This window comes from Acidovorax sp. WCS2018Noco2-16 (assembly GCF_031843945.1).
Classification (GTDB): domain Bacteria; phylum Pseudomonadota; class Gammaproteobacteria; order Burkholderiales; family Burkholderiaceae_C; genus Paracidovorax.
The window spans coordinates 366,195-383,755 of the sequence record NZ_JAVTJJ010000002.1 but is presented as its reverse complement, the minus strand read 5'-3'; the positions used below and the strand labels follow the sequence as shown (position 1 = coordinate 383,755).

19 protein-coding genes are annotated in these 17,561 nt (G+C 68.3%); 16 read left to right on the top strand and 3 right to left on the bottom strand.

The genetic code is table 11. The features are described 5' to 3' along the window. Window positions 1–79 precede the first annotated feature (79 nt). Entirely contained in the window at window positions 80–322 is a 243-nt protein-coding gene (locus RQI28_RS07165) for a hypothetical protein (RefSeq protein WP_311221919.1), read from the top strand. Between the two features lie 61 nt (window positions 323–383). Continuing rightward, window positions 384–3,128: an excinuclease ABC subunit UvrA gene (locus RQI28_RS07160; protein ID WP_311221918.1), complete on the top strand. Its 2,745-nt coding sequence runs from the start codon at window positions 384–386 to the stop codon at window positions 3,126–3,128. Here the strand turns inward: RQI28_RS07160 and RQI28_RS07155 are convergent. From RQI28_RS07155 to RQI28_RS07145, 3 genes are read right to left on the bottom strand one after another with little or no spacing between them, the layout of a single operon-like run. Next, a complete protein-coding gene (locus RQI28_RS07155) occupies window positions 3,050–3,421 on the bottom strand; it encodes a hypothetical protein (protein ID WP_311221917.1) in 372 nt (123 codons plus the stop codon). The two genes, RQI28_RS07160 and RQI28_RS07155, sit on opposite strands and share 79 nt — an antisense overlap. Further along, window positions 3,418–3,711 (bottom strand): DUF3253 domain-containing protein, encoded by a 294-nt coding sequence (locus tag RQI28_RS07150; protein WP_311221916.1) that lies wholly within the window; start codon window positions 3,709–3,711, stop codon window positions 3,418–3,420. The genes RQI28_RS07155 and RQI28_RS07150 overlap by 4 nt, the downstream gene beginning before the upstream one ends. Window positions 3,712–3,713: 2 nt before the next feature. After that, window positions 3,714–3,908, bottom strand: coding sequence for a hypothetical protein (locus RQI28_RS07145; protein ID WP_311221915.1), 195 nt, complete (start codon window positions 3,906–3,908; stop codon window positions 3,714–3,716). Between the two features lie 104 nt (window positions 3,909–4,012). Between RQI28_RS07145 and RQI28_RS07140 the strand changes: the two genes are divergently transcribed. From RQI28_RS07140 to RQI28_RS07075, 14 genes are all read left to right on the top strand, one after another. Further along, the gene (locus tag RQI28_RS07140) at window positions 4,013–4,198 is read left to right on the top strand and encodes a DUF2256 domain-containing protein (protein WP_311221914.1); all 186 of its coding nucleotides are present in this window, start codon (window positions 4,013–4,015) and stop codon (window positions 4,196–4,198) included. Between the two features lie 34 nt (window positions 4,199–4,232). Then, window positions 4,233–4,508, top strand: coding sequence for a helix-turn-helix transcriptional regulator (locus RQI28_RS07135; RefSeq protein ID WP_311221913.1), 276 nt, complete (start codon window positions 4,233–4,235; stop codon window positions 4,506–4,508). A 114-nt stretch (window positions 4,509–4,622) separates the two neighbouring features. After that, a complete protein-coding gene (locus RQI28_RS07130) occupies window positions 4,623–6,983 on the top strand; it encodes a bifunctional salicylyl-CoA 5-hydroxylase/oxidoreductase (RefSeq protein ID WP_311221912.1) in 2,361 nt (786 codons plus the stop codon). A 1-nt stretch (window position 6,984) separates the two neighbouring features. Beyond that, on the top strand, window positions 6,985–7,758 hold the full coding sequence (locus RQI28_RS07125) for an SDR family NAD(P)-dependent oxidoreductase (RefSeq protein ID WP_311221911.1): 774 nt from the start codon (window positions 6,985–6,987) through the stop codon (window positions 7,756–7,758). Window position 7,759: 1 nt separating this feature from the next. Continuing rightward, a complete protein-coding gene (locus tag RQI28_RS07120) occupies window positions 7,760–8,416 on the top strand; it encodes a MarR family transcriptional regulator (RefSeq protein ID WP_311221910.1) in 657 nt (218 codons plus the stop codon). After that, window positions 8,413–9,264, top strand: coding sequence for an enoyl-CoA hydratase family protein (locus RQI28_RS07115; RefSeq protein ID WP_311221909.1), 852 nt, complete (start codon window positions 8,413–8,415; stop codon window positions 9,262–9,264). The genes RQI28_RS07120 and RQI28_RS07115 overlap by 4 nt, the downstream gene beginning before the upstream one ends. Window positions 9,265–9,398: 134 nt before the next feature. After that, window positions 9,399–10,583, top strand: a complete 1,185-nt coding sequence (locus RQI28_RS07110; RefSeq protein WP_311221908.1) for an acyl-CoA dehydrogenase family protein — start codon at window positions 9,399–9,401, stop codon at window positions 10,581–10,583. Between the two features lie 78 nt (window positions 10,584–10,661). Continuing rightward, window positions 10,662–12,323: an AMP-binding protein gene (locus RQI28_RS07105; protein WP_311221907.1), complete on the top strand. Its 1,662-nt coding sequence runs from the start codon at window positions 10,662–10,664 to the stop codon at window positions 12,321–12,323. Further along, on the top strand, window positions 12,320–13,510 hold the full coding sequence (locus RQI28_RS07100; RefSeq protein ID WP_311221906.1) for an ABC transporter substrate-binding protein: 1,191 nt from the start codon (window positions 12,320–12,322) through the stop codon (window positions 13,508–13,510). Before RQI28_RS07105 ends, RQI28_RS07100 begins: the two co-directional genes overlap by 4 nt. Before the next feature lie 43 nt (window positions 13,511–13,553). After that, window positions 13,554–14,474 carry a branched-chain amino acid ABC transporter permease gene (locus RQI28_RS07095; RefSeq protein WP_311221905.1) on the top strand — a complete coding sequence of 307 codons (921 nt, stop codon included), beginning with the start codon at window positions 13,554–13,556 and terminating at the stop codon, window positions 14,472–14,474. 12 nt (window positions 14,475–14,486) lie between these two features. After that, window positions 14,487–15,515 (top strand): branched-chain amino acid ABC transporter permease, encoded by a 1,029-nt coding sequence (locus RQI28_RS07090; RefSeq protein ID WP_404976867.1) that lies wholly within the window; start codon window positions 14,487–14,489, stop codon window positions 15,513–15,515. After that, window positions 15,512–16,327, top strand: a complete 816-nt coding sequence (locus tag RQI28_RS07085; RefSeq protein WP_311221904.1) for an ABC transporter ATP-binding protein — start codon at window positions 15,512–15,514, stop codon at window positions 16,325–16,327. Before RQI28_RS07090 ends, RQI28_RS07085 begins: the two co-directional genes overlap by 4 nt. Before the next feature lie 14 nt (window positions 16,328–16,341). Beyond that, entirely contained in the window at window positions 16,342–17,097 is a 756-nt protein-coding gene (locus RQI28_RS07080; RefSeq protein WP_404976877.1) for an ABC transporter ATP-binding protein, read from the top strand. After that, entirely contained in the window at window positions 17,094–17,546 is a 453-nt protein-coding gene (locus tag RQI28_RS07075; RefSeq protein ID WP_311221903.1) for a thioesterase family protein, read from the top strand. The genes RQI28_RS07080 and RQI28_RS07075 overlap by 4 nt, the downstream gene beginning before the upstream one ends. The last annotated feature ends 15 nt before the right edge of the window (window positions 17,547–17,561 follow it).

Sequence of the window (17,561 nt, the reverse complement as noted above, 5' to 3'; positions counted from 1 at the left end):
GACAACAGCTTCCACTTTGTCCCACAAACCGTGGCGGTTCTGCCAGCTAGTTTGAAGCTTGGATCAACAGGAGATAACCATGGCCCAGGCTGAGCAGCAAAAAGATAATTCCCGTACGACTGGTGAGAAGAGGGATGCGCCACAGTCCAAGTACAGGGCGCCTACCATCCGCATCATCGTGGCGGTGGTCGCCATTGCGGCCATTGCTGTGGGTGCCACAGCGTTTTTGATGCGCGACAAGATGTACGACCCTGCAAACAGCTACGGCACCGAGTCGCCGCATGTCTCTGCGCCAGGTACGTCCATTCCTGCATCACGTTAAGCACCGTACCCGGTTCCCCAATACCGCTCGTTTTCCAGAATTTCGTACTCCCATCGCGCACATGCCACGCCCATCGAAGCAGCCCCCTATCTCGTTCGATGGATTCATTCGCGTGCGGGGCGCCCGAGAACACAATTTGAAGAACGTGGATGTGGAGATTCCACGCGATGCCATCGTAGTGTTCACCGGCGTTTCCGGCTCCGGCAAATCGTCTCTGGCCTTCGGCACGATCTACGCCGAGGCGCAGCGCCGGTATTTTGAATCTGTGGCCCCTTATGCGCGGCGCCTTATCGATCAGGTGGGCGTGCCGCAAGTCGACGCTATCGACGGCCTGCCGCCGGCTGTGGCGCTGCAACAGCAGCGGGGCACGCCTACGGCGCGTTCGTCGGTAGGAAGCGTCACCACCATCTCCAGTCTGGTGCGCATGCTGTATTCCCGGGCGGGCCGCTATCCGGCCAGCCAGCCCATGCTCTATGCGGAAGACTTCTCTCCCAACACGCCGCAAGGTGCGTGTGGGCATTGCCACGGACTGGGCCGGGTGTATGAGGTGACCGAAGCATCGATGGTGCCCGACGACTCGCTCACGGTGCGCCAGCGCGCCGTGGCCGCCTGGCCCAGCGCCTGGCAGGGGCAGAACCTGCGCGACATCCTGACCACGCTGGGCCATGACATCGACGTGCCCTGGCGCGACCTGCCGCGCAAGACGCGCGACTGGATCCTGTTCACCGACGAGCAACCCACCGTGCCGGTGTACGCCGGCTTCGCGAGGGAAGAAGCGCGCCGTGCCCGTCGCGCCGGCCAGCAGCCCAGCTACATGGGCACCTTCACCGGCGCGCGCCGCTATGTGATGCATACCTTCGCAACCAGCCAGAGCGCAATGATGAAGCGCAAGGTGTCGCAGTTCGTGGTGGGTACACCATGCCCCGTCTGCCACGGCAAGCGGCTCAAGCCCGAAGCCTTGTCCGTCACGTTCTGCGGGCTGGACATCGGCGACTTCACGCACTTGCCGCTGGCGGCGTTGGCCGAGGTTCTGGGGCCGATAGCCGGGGGGGTGCAACCGCAAGGCTCGGCAGCAGGTGCTGACAAGAACGTCCTCCCCAAGGCCGCTAGTGCGCGCGCCACTGCCAAGCGGGTGGCTGGGGGAGGGACGTCCCATGTCAGCGCTCCTGATATCCGCCGCACCCCGAACCAGTCGGCAGAAAAACAGCTGGCCGCCCAACGCATTGCGCAGGAGTTGCTGGCCCGTGTTCGAGCGTTGACAGACCTGGGCCTGGGCTACCTCTCGCTCGACCGGGCAACACCCACCCTGTCCCCCGGCGAACTGCAACGGCTGCGCCTGGCGACACAGCTGGCCTCGCAGCTCTTTGGGGTGGTTTACGTGCTCGACGAGCCCTCCGCCGGGCTGCACCCGGCCGACACCGAGTCGTTATTGGCAGCGCTGGAGCGTTTGAAGGCTGCCGGCAATTCGATCTTCGTGGTGGAGCACGACGTGGCCACCATGCGCCGTGCTGATTGGCTGGTGGACGTGGGCCCGAAGGCTGGCGAGCGCGGCGGCCGCGTGCTCTACAGTGGCCCGCCACCCGGGCTGGCCGACGTGCCGGATTCGCAGACCCGTCGTTACCTGTTTGAAGATGGTGAGCGACTTCGCCGTGCCCCACGCACCCCCCAGTCCTGGCTGACGCTCGAGGATGTGCACCGTCATAACCTGCGCGGAGTGAATGCTGCGTTTCCCACCGGTTGCCTGACTGCGGTCACGGGCGTCTCCGGCTCGGGCAAGTCCAGCCTGGTCAGCCAGGCGCTGCTGGAGTTGGTCGCGGCGCATCTAGGGCAAAACGCATCGCCGGCAGGGCAGGACGGATTGATGGACAGCCCGCCTAACGCCACCGCGGGCGACGACGACCCGGACGCGATTGGTGCAGAGGGCGAAGCAGCCCCCATCGGCGGCCGGCTCGGCGGCTCGCTGGATCAAGTGCGCCGGCTGGTGTGCGTCGACCAGAAACCGATTGGCCGCACACCTCGGTCGAACCTTGCCACGTACACCGGTCTTTTCGACGCCGTGCGCAAGCTGTTTGCTGCCACACCGGCCGCGCGCAAGAAGCGCTACGACGCAGGCCGTTTTTCGTTCAACGTCGCCAAGGGCCGGTGCCACACTTGCGAGGGTGAGGGCTTTGTCAGTGTGGAATTGCTTTTCCTGCCCAGCGTGTATGCGCCGTGCCCCACCTGCCACGGTGCGCGCTACAACCCCCAGACGCTGGCCATCACCTGGAGCGGCCTCACGATTGCCGACGTGCTGCAACTCACGGTGGACGCCGCCTGCGAGGCCTTCGCTTCAGAGCCCGGCGTGCTGAGGCCGCTGCAGGTGCTGCGCGACATCGGGCTCGGCTACCTGCGGTTGGGGCAGCCGGCCACCGAGCTGTCAGGCGGTGAGGCGCAGCGCATCAAGCTCGCGACCGAGCTGCAGCGTACGCAACGCGGCCACACGCTGTACGTGCTGGACGAGCCCACGACGGGGCTGCACCCGGCCGATGTGGACCGATTGCTGCAGCAACTCGACGCACTGGTGCAGGCGGGCAACATGGTGGTCGTCGTCGAGCACGACATGCATTTCGTCGCTTCGAGCGACTGGGTGATCGACATGGGTCCGGGCGCGGGTGAGGAGGGTGGTCGCATCGTGGCCAGTGGCACGCCTGAAGACGTGGCGCGGTGCGATGGCTCCCGCACGGCGGCCTATTTGGCTCGTGCACTGCGGCCTGCAGCTGATGGTTCGGTGTCTGTGGCGCCGGTGTCATCGGCCCAAGCCGCATAGGACGTATTGCGCACCAGTTTGCGGTTCTCATCGGGCGTCCCATCGCCCCACCAGACCGGCCCCCGCTCACCCAGCGCCACTTTCGCCCGTTGCACGGCCTGTCGCGCTGCGGCTTTCGCTTCTGGGGTCGGCGTTCCTCTGAGCGCACGGCGTGCATCCATCAGTTCCTTGACCAGCGCACTGCGCTGCATTTCGTTCAATGATGGGTCGGCCATGCGCCAGAGCCGCCCGCGCACGACGAAGTAGCGCCCATCCGGAGTGACGGGATATGGCGACCCGGAAGGCAGCGTCATGGGATGGCGCGGCCCAGGCGGATGGGGCCGCCGGGCTCGTTCGAGTCCACGGGCTCGCCGCGCCGGGTCACGCTGAGGCGGTGTTCTTTCACCAAGCCTCCAGCCACGTCACGGATCTGCGGCATCAGATCACGCCACGGCCCGTCCGCCCCCGCCAGGGATCGCGCCACTTCTGACGGGCAAATGGTGGCGCCCTCTTGCCGTGTCGCCAGCAAGAAAAAGATCCGGACTTCGATCATGGCTTCGGATATCGCCGCGTTCGGCGCATCTGCGGAGTGAGCGACCGCCATGGTTACTGCTTTGAAGCGCTGGCCGCCGCGCGCATGTTGTCCACCAGATTCGGGTAGGGCCGGCCTGCTTCCTTCGCATGCCGCTTGGCAGAGGCTTTCTGGGCCGGCGTCAGGTGCTTCTTCTCTTCCCCTTCCTTGGGGTTGTCCTTGTTCCATGGCTTGGCGCTGTCTGCCTTCTTGCGCTGAGACGTAGTCATGACAGTCTTCTCCTGTAGGGCTGAAGCGCAATCACATCCGATCTCGCACCTGCGGGCCGTGGGTGGCGGGCGGCGTACGGTGTGGGACTGGATACCATCGCCCGATGTCCCGAGCTAAGTCCAACACAGGCGGTAACGGTGCGGGCCGCCAACAACCCGGTAACAAGGCCGATTTGCCGAGCAAGATCTGCGCAGCCTGCGGCCTGCCGATGACGTGGCGACGCAGCTGGGCGAAGAACTGGGCCGAGGTGAAGTACTGCTCCGACCGATGCCGTCGCCAGAAAGGCTGAGGCCGATTTTCGTAACGCGCGTCAGAATGCAGTCATGGCCCAAGGCAAACGTGTATCCATAGACATCGCTGACGACGCACTCGCGGCCATTCGCGCGCTGGGCGCTGCGGCCAGGCAAGCGCGGCTTTCCGCGGGCGAAGGCCAGGCGGCGGCGGCAACCCGGTTGGGCGTGCATGTGCAAACCATTGGCCGCATCGAATCGGGCGAGCCCGGGGTGGCCGTCGGCCATGTGCTGGGGCTGCTGGCGCTCTACGGAATCACCGTGGATTGCAAGCCGGCTGTCGCCACTGCTGCGAACCTCACACCCTGAAAGCAGGTTCAGCCATCGCTGGCTGCACGGCTTGCCCTGCAGACGTCAATTTAGTTGACAACTAAACTAATTGACAACAAACTGGCCGCTTCTGGACTTGGAAAGCGGCGTGTCATGAAGATTGTCTGCATCGGCGGTGGGCCTTCGGGCCTGTATTTCGCGCTGCTCATGAAGCTGCAGAACCCGGCCCACGAGATCCGGGTGGTGGAGCGCAACCGGCCCTACGACACCTTCGGCTGGGGCGTGGTGTTCTCCGACCAGACGCTGGGCAACCTGCAGGCGGCCGACCCGGTCACTGCGGCGCAGATCCTCGACGCGTTCAACCACTGGGACGACATCGAGGTGCACATCCAGGGCCACAGCGTGCGCTCGGGCGGCCACGGCTTCTGCGGCATCGGCCGCAAGCGCCTGCTCAACATCCTGCAGGCGCGCTGCGAGCAACTGGGCGTGGAACTCGTCTTCGAGACCGACGTGCAGGACGACACCGCCTACGCCGACGCCGACCTGGTCATCGCCGCCGACGGCCTCAACAGCCGCATCCGCGCCAAGTACGCCGCCACCTACCAGCCCGACATCGACCTGCGGCTGTGCCGCTTCGTCTGGCTCGGCACCCACAAGCTGTTCGACGCCTTCACCTTCGCGTTCGAGAAGACCGAGCACGGCTGGTTCCAGGCCCATGCCTACCGCTTCGACGACAGCACTTCCACCTTCATCGTCGAGGCGCCCGAGGACGTCTGGCGCGCCGCCGGCCTGGAGACGATGGAGAAGGAAGACGCCATCGCCTTCTGCGAGAAGCTCTTTGCCAAGCAGCTCGATGGGAACCCGCTGATCTCCAACGCCAGCCACCTGCGCGGTTCGGCCCAATGGATCCGCTTCCCGCGGGTGGTCTGCGGCCACTGGGTGCACCACAACGGCCATGCGCCGGTGGTGCTGATGGGCGACGCCGCCCACACCGCGCATTTCTCGATCGGCTCGGGCACCAAGCTGGCGCTTGAGGATTCGATCGAGCTGGCCCGCTGCATCGGCCGCAAGCCCGGCGACCTGGCCGCCGCACTCGCCGACTACGAGGCGGTGCGCAGCATCGAGGTGCTGCGCATCCAGAACGCGGCCCGCAATTCGACCGAATGGTTCGAGAACGTCGACCGCTACGCCAGCCTGCCGCCCGAGCAGTTCGCCTATTCGCTGCTCACCCGCAGCCAGCGCATCAGCCACGAGAACCTGCGGTTGCGCGACAAGGGCTACGTGGAGCGCTACGAGGACTGGATCGCCCAGCGTGCGGGCCTGCAGCGCGGCGCCAACCAGCGTGCGGTGCCGCCGATGTTCACCCCCTTCACCCTGCGCGGCGTGACGTTGAAGAACCGGGTCGTCGTCTCGCCGATGGCGCAGTACTCCTGCGTCGACGGGCTGCCCGCCGATTTCCATCTGATGCACCTGGGCGCCCGCGCCATGGGCGGTGCCGGCCTGGTCTTCGCCGAGATGACCTGCCCCTCGCCCGATGCCCGCATCACGCCCGGCTGCCCCGGCCTGTGGAACACTGCCCAGCGCGACGGCTGGAAGCGCATCGTCGACCTGGCCCATGCGCAGAGCGGCGCCAAGATGGCGCTGCAGCTGGGCCACGCCGGTGCCAAGGGCGCGACGCGGCTGGCCTGGGACGGCATCGACCAGCCCCTGCCCGAGGCCGACCGCTGGCGGCTGCTGTCGGCCTCGCCGCAGCAGTACCTCGACGGCGTGAGCGACTGGTCGCACGCCATGACCCGCGAGGACATGGACCGGGTGCAGGCCGAGTTCGTGCAATCGACCCGCTGGGCCGACGAGGCCGGCTTCGACTGGCTGGAGTTCCACTGCGCGCACGGCTACCTGTTCAGCAGCTTCATCTCGCCGCTGACCAACCAGCGAACCGACGACTATGGCGGCTCCCTGGAGAACCGGCTGCGCTATCCGCTGGAGGTGTTCGCCGCGATGCGTGCGGCCTGGCCGGAGGACAAGCCGATGTCGGTCCGCATCTCGGCGCACGACTGGGTCGCGGGCGGCATCACGCCCGACGATGCGGTACGGATCGCGCGGGCCTTCAAGGCGGCCGGCGCCGACATGATCGACTGCTCGTCGGGCCAGGTCAGCAAGAAGGAAAAGCCGGTCTACGGCCGCATGTTCCAGACGCCGTTCTCCGACCGGGTGCGCAACGAGGCGGGCATCGCCACCATCGCGGTCGGCGCGATCTCCGAAGCCGACCATGTCAACAGCATCATCGCCGCCGGCCGGGCCGACCTGTGCGCCGTGGCGCGGCCGCACCTGGCCAACCCGGCCTGGACGCTGAACGAAGCGGCGCGCATCGGCTACTTCGACGTGGCGTGGCCCAAGCAGTACCAGGCCGGCAAGGTGCAGCTGGAACGCAACCTGGAGCGCGAAAGGACCGTCGCAGCGCAGGCCGCCGCAATGTCGCCGCTGCAGCTCGCCCAGCAAGCGGAGGCGAGCTGACATGGCGCTCCTGCAAGGCCGCCACGCGGTCATCACCGGCGCGGCGCGCGGCATCGGCGCCGCGATCGCCGAGCGGCTGGCGGGCGAGGGCGCGGTGCTCACGCTGCTGGGCCGCAATCTCGACACCCTGCAGGCGCTGGCGGCCCGGCTGCCGGCATCGGCCCAGGCGTTGCCGGTCGCCTGTGACATCACCTCGGAGTCCAGCGTCGCCGGTGCCTTCGCCACCGCGCGCGCCGCGGCCGGCCCGGTCGCGATCCTGGTCAACAACGCCGGGCAGGCCGAGAGCGTGCCGTTCCACCGGATGGACGCGGCCCACTGGCAGCGGATGCTGGAGGTCAACCTGACCGGCACCTTCACCTGCACGCAGTCCGCATTGCCCGATCTGCTTTCAGCGGGCGCGGGCCGCATAGTCAACGTCGCCAGCACTGCTGGCCTGCGCGGCTACGCCTACGTGGCCGCCTACGCCGCGGCCAAGCACGGCGTGATCGGCCTGACCCGCTCGCTGGCGCTGGAACTGGCGGCCAAGGGCATCACCGTCAACGCGGTCTGCCCCGGCTACACCGATACCGACATCGTGCGCGACAGCGTGGCCCGCGTCGCCTCCAAGACCGGCCGCAGCACGGCCGAGGCGCAGGCCGAGTTCGTGCGCGGCAATCCGCAGGGCCGGCTGGTGTCGCCCGCCGAGGTGGCCGACACGGTGGCCTGGCTCTGCGGCGACGGCGCGGCGGCGGTCACCGGGCAGTCGATTTCCGTTTCTGGCGGCGAGGTGATGTGACATGGCAAAGCCTCCCAAACTGCAACTGGTGCCCGTGCTGGACGACGACCGCATCGGCCACGAAGCCCGCGCCGTGGCGGACGACCATATCGACCTGAAGATCTGGCTGCGCCTGTTGGCCTGCAGCACCCAAATCGAGCAACAGATCAGCCAGCAACTGCGCGTGCGTTTCGCCACCACGCTGCCGCGCTTCGACTACCTGGCCCAGCTGGAGCGCCACCCCGGCGGGCTGCGGATGAACGCGCTCTCGCGCTACCTGATGGTCACCGGCGGCAACATCACCGGCCTCACCGACCAGCTGGAAAAGGAAGGCCTGGTGACCCGGGTGGACGACCCGGAAGACCGCCGCTCCTGGCGCGTGGCGCTCACGCCCAAGGGCCGCACCGAATTCGCCGCGATGGCGGCAGAGCATGAAACCTGGCTCACCGCCATGTTCCAGGGCCTGGGCGTTGGCGACAAGGAACTGCTCTACGGACAGCTGGGCCGGCTGCGTGTCCAGCTGTCGCAGCACCAGACGGCGCTGGAGGCCGCGCCGCCCGCGGCCCCATCCGACCCCGGCACCGAACGGCCCGTCCGCGCGTCGGCAAACAAGGCCGCCGCCCCGAAAACCGCTGCCGCCAAGCCGGCCGCATCCCCCCGCAGGAGACCCGCCCCATGACCGACCGCATCGACCCGGCCCTCGTCGCCGGCAACCGCCAGACGCTGGCCGACTACGCCGCCACCCATTTCCTGTGGCAGGTGGAGGGCGGCGTGGGCACCATCACCCTGAACCGGCCCGAGCGCAAGAACCCGCTCACCTTCGATTCGTACGCCGAGCTGCGCGACCTGTTCCACCGGCTGCGCTTCGCCACCGACGTGCATGTGATGGTGCTGCAGGGCGCCGGCGGCAACTTCTGCTCGGGCGGCGACGTGCACGAGATCATCGGCCCGCTGGTGGCGCTGAAGGCGCCCGAGCTGCTGATGTTCACCCGCATGACCGGCGCGCTGGTGTCGGAGATGCGGCACTGCCCGCAGCCCATCGTCGCGGCCATCGACGGCGTCTGCGCCGGGGCCGGCGCGATCATGGCGATGGCCTCGGACCTGCGGCTGGGCACGGCCCGCAGCAAGACAGCGTTCCTCTTCAACCGCGTCGGCCTGGCCGGCTGCGACATGGGCGCCTGCGCCATCCTGCCGCGCATCGTGGGCCAGGGCCGTGCGTCGGAACTGCTCTACACCGGTCGTTCGCTGCCCGGTGACGAAGCCGAGCGCTGGGGCTTCCTCAACCGCCTGTGCGATCCCGACGCGCTGGCGGCCGAGGCGCAGAAGCTGGCGCAGGACATCGCTGCCGGCCCCACCTTCGCCAACGGCATCACCAAGACGATGCTGCACCAGGAATGGGCGATGACGGTCGACCAGGCCATCGAGGCCGAGGCCCAGGCCCAGGCGCTGTGCATGCTGACCGGCGACTTCGAGCGCGCCTACCGCGCCTTCGTGGACAAGCGCCGGCCAGTGTTCGAGGGCAACTGAGGGCGTTGCCAACGTTAAATTGGTGATGCTATAAATTTAATAGCTAGTAGCGCTTATTGGATAAGCGCTAGAGGCACTTTTTATATAAATCCTGATAGATCGGTCCGCAGGACGGGCCGCACCGGAGACACCGCATGAGCGACACCCGCTACCTCGACTGGCCCTTCTTCGATGACCACCACCGCGACCTGGCCCGCCGGCTCGACGCCTGGGCCGCCGAGCACATCGCCGAGGCCCACGGCCGCGATGTCGACGACGCCTGCCGCGCCCTGGTGCGCAGCTTGGGACGTGCAGGGTGGCTGGCGCACGCGGTCGCGGCGAAGGCCGGCGATGCGATCGACACCCGCGCGATCTGCCTGATCCGCGAAACCCTGGCACGCCATGCGGGCCTGGCCGACTTCGCGTTCGCCATGCAGGGCCTGGGCTCCGGCGCGATCTCGCTGGCCGGCAGCGACGATCAGCGTGCCCGCTACCTGGGCCGGGTGGCGCGCGGCGAGGCGATCTCGGCCTTCGCGTTGTCCGAACCCGAGGCCGGTTCCGACGTGGCCGCGATGGCCTGCTCCGCCCGGGAGGAGGGCGGCGACTACGTCCTCGACGGCGAGAAGACCTGGATCTCCAACGGCGGCATCGCCGACTTCTACGTTGTCTTCGCCCGCACCGGCGAGGCGCCAGGTTCCAGAGGCATCAGCGCCTTCATCGTCGATGCCGACACGCCCGGTTTCGAGATCGCCGAGCGCATCGAGGTGATCGCGCCGCATCCGCTGGCCCGGCTGCGCTTCACCGGCTGCCGCATTCCTGCATCGCAGCGCATCGGGGCCGCAGGCGAGGGCTTCAAGATCGCGATGCGCACGCTCGACGTGTTCCGCACGTCGGTGGCGGCCGCGGCGCTGGGCTTCGCCCGCCGCGCGCTCGACGAGGCTATGGCCCGCGCCACCCAGCGCCGCATGTTCGGCGGCGTGCTGGCCGACTTCCAGTTGACGCAGTCCAAGCTCGCCCAGATGGCCACCGCCATCGACAGCGCCGCGCTGCTCACCTACCGCGCCGCATGGATGCGCGACCAGGGCCACAACGTGACCCGCGAAGCCGCCATGGCCAAGCTCACCGCCACCGAGAACGCGCAGCAGGTGATCGACATGGCGGTGCAGATGTGGGGCGGGCTCGGCGTGGTGAGCGACCAGCCGGTCGAGCGCCTGTACCGTGAGATCCGCTCGCTGCGCATCTACGAGGGCGCCACCGAGGTGCAGCAACTGATCATCGCGCGCGACCTGCTCAAGGAATGGAAGGGCGCCGCACCGCACGGCGGCGCCACCCTAGGGTGATCCCGCTGGCCCGCCAATTGCTTTAGCTCTAAAGTAATTCATGGTTTTGGACGCATCGCACCAAAAGGGGTTTCTCGCATGGCCAGCGCACACACCGACACTTTCGCCCGCGACCGGCTGCCGCCGGCCGAGGCGCAGCCCACGTACCTGTTCGAGCTGCCCGAACTGCAGTTCCCCGAGCGCCTGAACTGCGCCACCGCGCTGCTCGACGACGCGATCGCCAAGGGCTGGGGCGACCGGCTTTGCGTGCAGGGGGCCGGCCTGCGCTGGACTTATGCCGACCTGCTGGCCCAGTCCAACCGCATCGCCCAGGTGCTGGTGAACCGCATGGGCCTGGTGCCCGGCAACCGGGTGCTGCTGCGGGCGCCCAACACGCCGATGCTCGCGGCCTGCTGGTTCGCGGTCATCAAGGCCGGCGGCATCGCGGTGGCGACCATGCCGCTGCTTCGCGCCAAGGAACTGCAGGCGATCGTCGACAAGGGCCAGGTGAGCCACGCGCTGTGCGACCTGCGGCTGGAGGGCGAACTGCGCGCCGCGGCGCTCGAATGCCCGGTGCTGCGGCAGGTATGCTGCTTCAACGACCCGTCGGCCGACGGGCTGGAGGCCGCGATGGCCGCGCAGCCCGCGACCTTCGACAACGTCGATACCGCCGCCGACGACACCTGCATTCTGGCCTTCACCTCGGGCACCACCGGCGTGCCGAAGGCGACGATGCATTTCCACCGCGACGTGATGGCGATCTGCGCCTGCTGGCCGGGCCATGTGCTCAAGCCCGCGGCCGACGACGTGTTCATCGGCAGCCCGCCGATGGCCTTTACGTTCGGCCTGGGCGGTCTGCTGCTGTTCCCGATGGCCGTCGGCGCCTCCACCGTGCTGCTCGAGAAGGCTTCGCCCGTGCAACTGGAGGGCGGCATCCGCGAATTCGGCGCGACGGTGCTCTTCACCGCGCCCACCTCGTACCGCACGTTGGCCGCGCACGGCGACGCGATCCGCGCGGGCACGCTGCGGCGCTGCGTCTCGGCCGGCGAGGCATTGCCGGCGGCGACCCGCGCGCTGTGGAAGCAGGCCACCGGCATCGAGTTGATCGATGGCATCGGCGCGACCGAGATGCTGCACATCTTCATCTCGGCCGACGAATCCGCAGCCCGCCCCGGTGCCACCGGCGTGCCGGTGCCGGGCTACCGCGCCCGGGTGGTCGATGCCGAGGGCCGGCCGGTGCCGCCCAACACGGTGGGCCGGCTCGCGGTGCAGGGCCCGACCGGCTGCCGCTATCTCGACGACGCGCGGCAATCGCAGTACGTGAAGGACGGCTGGAACCTGACCGGCGACGCCTACCTGATGGACGACGACGGCTACTTCCACTACCAGTCGCGCACCGACGACATGATCATCTCGGCCGGCTACAACATCGCCTCGCCCGAGGTGGAAGAGGCGCTGCTGCAGCACCCGGCCGTCGCCGAGTGCGGCGTGATCGGCGTGCCCGACGAAGAGCGCGGCCAGATCGTCAAGGCCTTCGTGGTGCTGCGGCCAGAGCATTCAGACGGACCGGAGACGGTGCGCACGCTGCAGGACTTCGTCAAAAAGACGGTGGCGCCGTACAAATACCCCCGTGCCATCGCGTTCGTGGCCTCGCTGCCGCGCACCGAAACAGGCAAACTCCAGCGCTTTCGCCTGGGGCGTTCCGACGCGCCCGATTCTGGTTCTGCCAACGCCTCCACCGACAGAAAGGTTGCTTCATGAAGACCGTTTTCGCTTCCTCGCTCAAGCCCCTGGCACTGGCCGCGCTCGCTGCCCTGGCCGTTTCCGCCCAGGCCGCCGACGCGGTCAAGATCGGTTTGCTCAGCACGCTGTCGGGCCCCGGCGCGGGCCTGGGCATCGACATCCGCGACGGCTTCCAGCTGGCAGTCAAGCACGGTGGCGGCAAGCTCGGCGGCCTGCCCGCCGAGGTGGTGGTGGCCGACGACCAGCAGAGCCCCGACGTGGCCCGCCAGACGGCCGACCGGCTCATCAAGCGCGACAAGGTCGACTTCATGACGGGTGTGGTCTTCTCCAACGTGATGCTGGCGGTGGGCGCGCCCACCTTCGCCTCGAAGACCTTCTACATCAGCGCCAACGCCGGCCCGTCGCAGTACGCCGGCGACCAGTGCAACCCGTACTTCTTCAGCGCCAGCTACCAGAACGACAACCTGCACGAAGCGGTCGGCAAGACGGTGCAGGACAAGGGCTTCAAGCGCGTCGCGCTATTGGCCCCCAACTACCCGGCAGGCAAGGACGCTCTGGCCGGCTTCAAACGTTTCTACAAAGGCGAGGTGGCACTCGAGAGCTATACGCCGCTCAACCAGCTCGACTACGGCGCCGAGATCGCCAAGATGCGCGCGGCTAAGCCCGATGCGGTCTACATCTTCCTGCCGGGCGGCCTGGGCATCAACTTCATCAAGCAGTTCGTGGGCTCGGGCCTGTCGAAGGACATGACCCTCTTCGGCCCCGGCTTCTCGGCCGACGAGGACGTGATCAAGGCGGTGGGCGAGCCGATGCTCGGCATGTTCAACAGCTCGCTCTGGGCGCACGACCTGGACAACGCGGCCAACAAGAAGTTCGTCGCCGATTTCCAGAAGGAGTTCGGTCGCCTGCCCACGCTGTACGCGGCGCAGGGCTACGACGCGGCCCGCCTGATCGACGGCGCGGTGCGCGACGTGAAGGGCAACCTGGGCGACAAGGCCGCGGTGCGCAAGGCGCTGGAGGCGGCACGCTTCGAATCGGTGCGCGGCCCGTTCAAATTCAACACCAACCACTTCCCGATCCAGGACTACTACCTGCGCGTCATCACCAAGGACACCCAGGGCCGGGTGACCAACCGCACGCTGGGCACGGTGTTCAAGAACCACGCCGACGCGTACGTCGGCAGCTGCAAGATGCCGGCGGCATGAGCGGGCGTCCGATCCATTTCGACCCCATGAGCGGGGAGTTGCCATGACCGGCGTGCTGGTGCTGGAGCAGTCGCTCAACGGGCTGCAGTTCGGGCTGATGCTGTTCCTGCTGGCCGCCGGCCTCACGCTGGTGTTCGGCATCATGGACATGATCAACCTGGCGCACGGCTCGCTTTACATGGTGGGCGCCTACCTGATCGCCACCGCGGCGGCGGCCTCGGGCTCGTTCTGGATCGGGCTGGGCGTCGGCATCGCAGGCACCGCGCTGGTCGGCATGCTGCTAGAGGTGACGGTGCTGCGCCGTCTCTACAAGCGCGACCACCTGTCGCAGGTGCTCGGCACCTTCGCGATTCTGCTGATGGCCAACGAGGGCGTGCGCATGCTCTGGGGCTCGCAGCCGATCGCGCTGAACCCGCCCGACAGCCTGTCGGGCCCGGTCGAGCTGCTGCCTGGCTTCTTCTACCCGGCTTACCGGCTGCTGATCATCGGCGTGGGCCTCGGCGTGGCGGCGCTGCTTTACGTGCTGGTGACCCGCACCCGGCTCGGCATGCAGGTCCGCGCCGGCGCGTCCAACCGCGAGATGGCGCTGGCCATGGGCACCAACGTGCGGCGGCTTTTCACTGCGGTGTTCGGCCTGGGTGCCGCCCTGTGCGCGGTGGCCGGCGGCATGCTGGGCCCGCTGCTGGCGGTGCAGGTGGGCATGGGCGAGAGCATCCTGATCCTGGCCTTCGTGGTGATCGTGATCGGCGGCATCGGATCGATCCGCGGTGCGCTGTTCGGCGCGCTGCTGGTCGGCGTGGTGGACACCGCCGGCCGCGCGCTGATCCCGATGGCCTTCGGCCACTGGCTGGGCGCCGAGGCGGCCAGCAGCGCCGGCCCGGCCGTGGCCTCGATCCTCATCTATCTGTTGATGGCCGCGGTGCTGTTCTGGAAGCCCCGTGGGCTCTTTCCGGCGCACGGCTAAGGACCCGACCGCATGACCAATGCTTCTTCCGTGTTGCCCGTGGGCAGCGCTTCCGCCATGCCGCCTGCCACCGCGCTGGAGGATGCGCCACGCGGCCTGCTCGACCATGCCCTGCACCTGCGCTGGACGGTGCCGGTGCTGCTGGTACTGGCGGCGCTGCCGCTGGTGGCGTCCGCGCTGGGCGAGGACTTCTACGTGGGGCTGGCCACCCGCATCCTTATCTTCGCGCTGGCCGCGACCAGCCTCAACCTGATCCTGGGCTTCGGCGGCATGGTCAGCTTCGGCCATGCGGCCTTCATCGGCACCGGTGCGTACACGGTCGGCATCCTGATGCAGCAGGGCGTGATGTCGGCCTGGGTCGCCTGGCCGGCCGCGGTGCTGGTGAGCGCGCTGTTCGCCCTGGCGGTGGGCGCGATCAGCCTGCGCACCCGGGGCGTCTACTTCATCATGATCACGCTGGCTTTCGCGCAGATGCTGTACTACCTGATGGTGTCGGTGAAGGCCTGGGGCGGGGAGGACGGGCTGACGCTGCCGGCCCGCTCCACTTTCGGCGGCGGCTTCGATCTGGCCAGCGACACCCGCTTCTACTACGTGGTGCTGGCCCTGTTCGTGGCGGCCTTCCTGGCCATCCAGCGGCTGCTCAACGCCCGCTTCGGCCACGTGCTGCAGGCGATTCGCGAGAACGAGACACGCATGGGCGCGATCGGCTTTCCGGTCTACCGCTACCAGCTCGTCGCATTCACGCTGGCCGGCGCGCTGGCGGGACTTGCCGGCGCGCTGCTGGCCAACCAGTCGAGCTTCGTGAGCCCGTCGCTGCTGCAGTGGAACCAGTCGGGCCTGCTGCTGGTGATGGTGATCCTGGGCGGCGTGGGCCACCTGTGGGGCGGCTTCATCGGCGCGGTGGTGTTCCTGCTGCTCGAAGAGATCCTGGCGGCCTACACGATCCACTGGCAGTTCGGCCTGGGGGCCGTGCTGCTGCTGGTGGTGCTGGTCGCGCCGCAGGGCCTGGCGGGCTTCCTGCGCAGGAGGAGGGCGGCATGAATGCTGCGATCCACCCTGGCGCGGCGTCGCCCGTGGCCTCCGACGCCGGCGCGCCTTTGCTGCACATCGACGGCCTGGTCAAGCGCTTCGGCGGCCTCACCGCCACCGACCATGCCGACATCCGGGTGTTGCCCGGCGAGTTGCATGCGCTGATCGGGCCCAACGGCGCCGGCAAGACGACGCTGATTCACCAGATCTCGGGCGCGCTGTCGCCCGACGCGGGCCGCATCGTCTTCCACGGCGACGACATCACCCGGCTGCCGATGCCGCAGCGGGTGCTGCGCGGTCTGGCCCGGTCCTACCAGATCACCAGCATCTTCAAGCGGCTCTCGGTGCGCGACAACGTGGCGCTGGCGGTACAGGCGCGGCAGGGCAGCAGCCTGCGTTTCTGGCAGGCGGCGCGCAGCGAGCGCACCCGCTACGCCGAGGCCGAGCAGGTGGTCGAGCGGGTCGGCCTGGGGCCGCAGATGCACACGCTGGCCGGGTCGCTGGCACACGGCGAGCAGCGCCAGCTGGAGGTGGGCCTGGCCCTGGCCACCGCGCCGAAGCTCTTGTTGCTCGACGAGCCGATGGCCGGCATGGGCCCCGACGAGTCCGAGCGCATGGTGGCGCTGCTGCTGTCGCTGCGCGGGCAGACCACGGTGCTGCTGGTGGAGCACGACATGGACGCGGTGTTCCGCCTGGCCGACCGCATCTCGGTGCTGGTCTTCGGCAAGGTGATTGCCTGCGGCACGCCGGCCGAGATCCGTGGCAACGCCGACGTGCGGCGCGCCTACCTGGGCGACGAGGCGAACGAGGAGGTGGCCGCATGAACACGCACGCAACGATGGACAGTGCAGCCGCCGCACCGGCCGCCGCGCCGCGTCCCGACCGCCCGGTGCTGCTGGAGATCGACGACCTGCAGACCGCCTATGGCAGCAGCCAGGTGCTCTTCGGCGTGGGCCTGCGGATCGACGCGGGCGATGTGGCGACGCTGCTGGGCCGCAACGGCATGGGCAAGACGACCACGGTGCGCTCGCTGCTGGGCCTGGTGCGCGCCAGGAGTGGCACGGTGCGCTTCCGCGGCGAGCGCATTGAGCGGTTGGAGCCCGACCGCATCGCCCGCATGGGCCTGGCGGTGGTGCCCGAAGGACGGCAGATATTTCCCAACCTGTCGGTGTCGGAGAACCTGCGCGCCTTCGGCGCCAACCGCAACCAGTCGCCCGACCCGTGGACGCTGGAGCGGGTCTACGACCTGTTTCCGCGGCTGGCCGAGCGCTCGCGCAACATGGGCAACCAGCTCTCGGGCGGCGAGCAGCAGATGCTGGCCATCGGTCGGGCGCTGATGACCAACCCGTACCTGCTGGTGCTGGACGAGGCTACCGAAGGCCTGGCGCCGCTCATCCGCGAAGAGATCTGGCGCTGCCTGGCGCAGTTGCGTGCGCAGGGCCAGAGCATCCTGGTGATCGACAAGTACGTGCAGCGCCTGGTGCAGCTGGCCGACCGCCATACCATCGTGCAGCGCGGCCAGGTGGTCTGGCAGGGCGATTCCTCCGCGCTGGCGGCCGATCCGGGCCTCTGGCAAAAGTACATTGGCGTATGACTGCACCTTCTCCCTCTTCTTCCCCTTCCACCCATCCGGTCGTGTTCGAGCGGCCGCTGCGCATCCGCTTCGCGCATTGCGACCCGGCCGGCATCGTCTTCTTTCCGCAGTACCTGGTGATGCTCAACGGCCTGGTCGAGGACTGGTTCAACGACTGCCTGGGCGTGTCCTATGCCGGCCTGCTGGGCGCACGGCGCATCGGCATGCCGATCGTGCGGCTGGAGTGCGAATTCCGCGCCGTCAGCCGCATGGGCGACGACGTGACGCTGGGCCTGGCGGTCGAGCGCGTCGGCAACAGCTCGCTCACCCTGGCGCTGCACTGCCGTGCCGGCGAGGAAGAGCGGATGCGATCTCGCCAGGTGCTGGTGGCGACCGACCTCAAGACCCATAAGGCCCGGGCGCTGCCCGACGACGTGCGAGAAGCACTGAGCCGCCTACCGCAAGCCTAAATTCCCCTCTGGAGA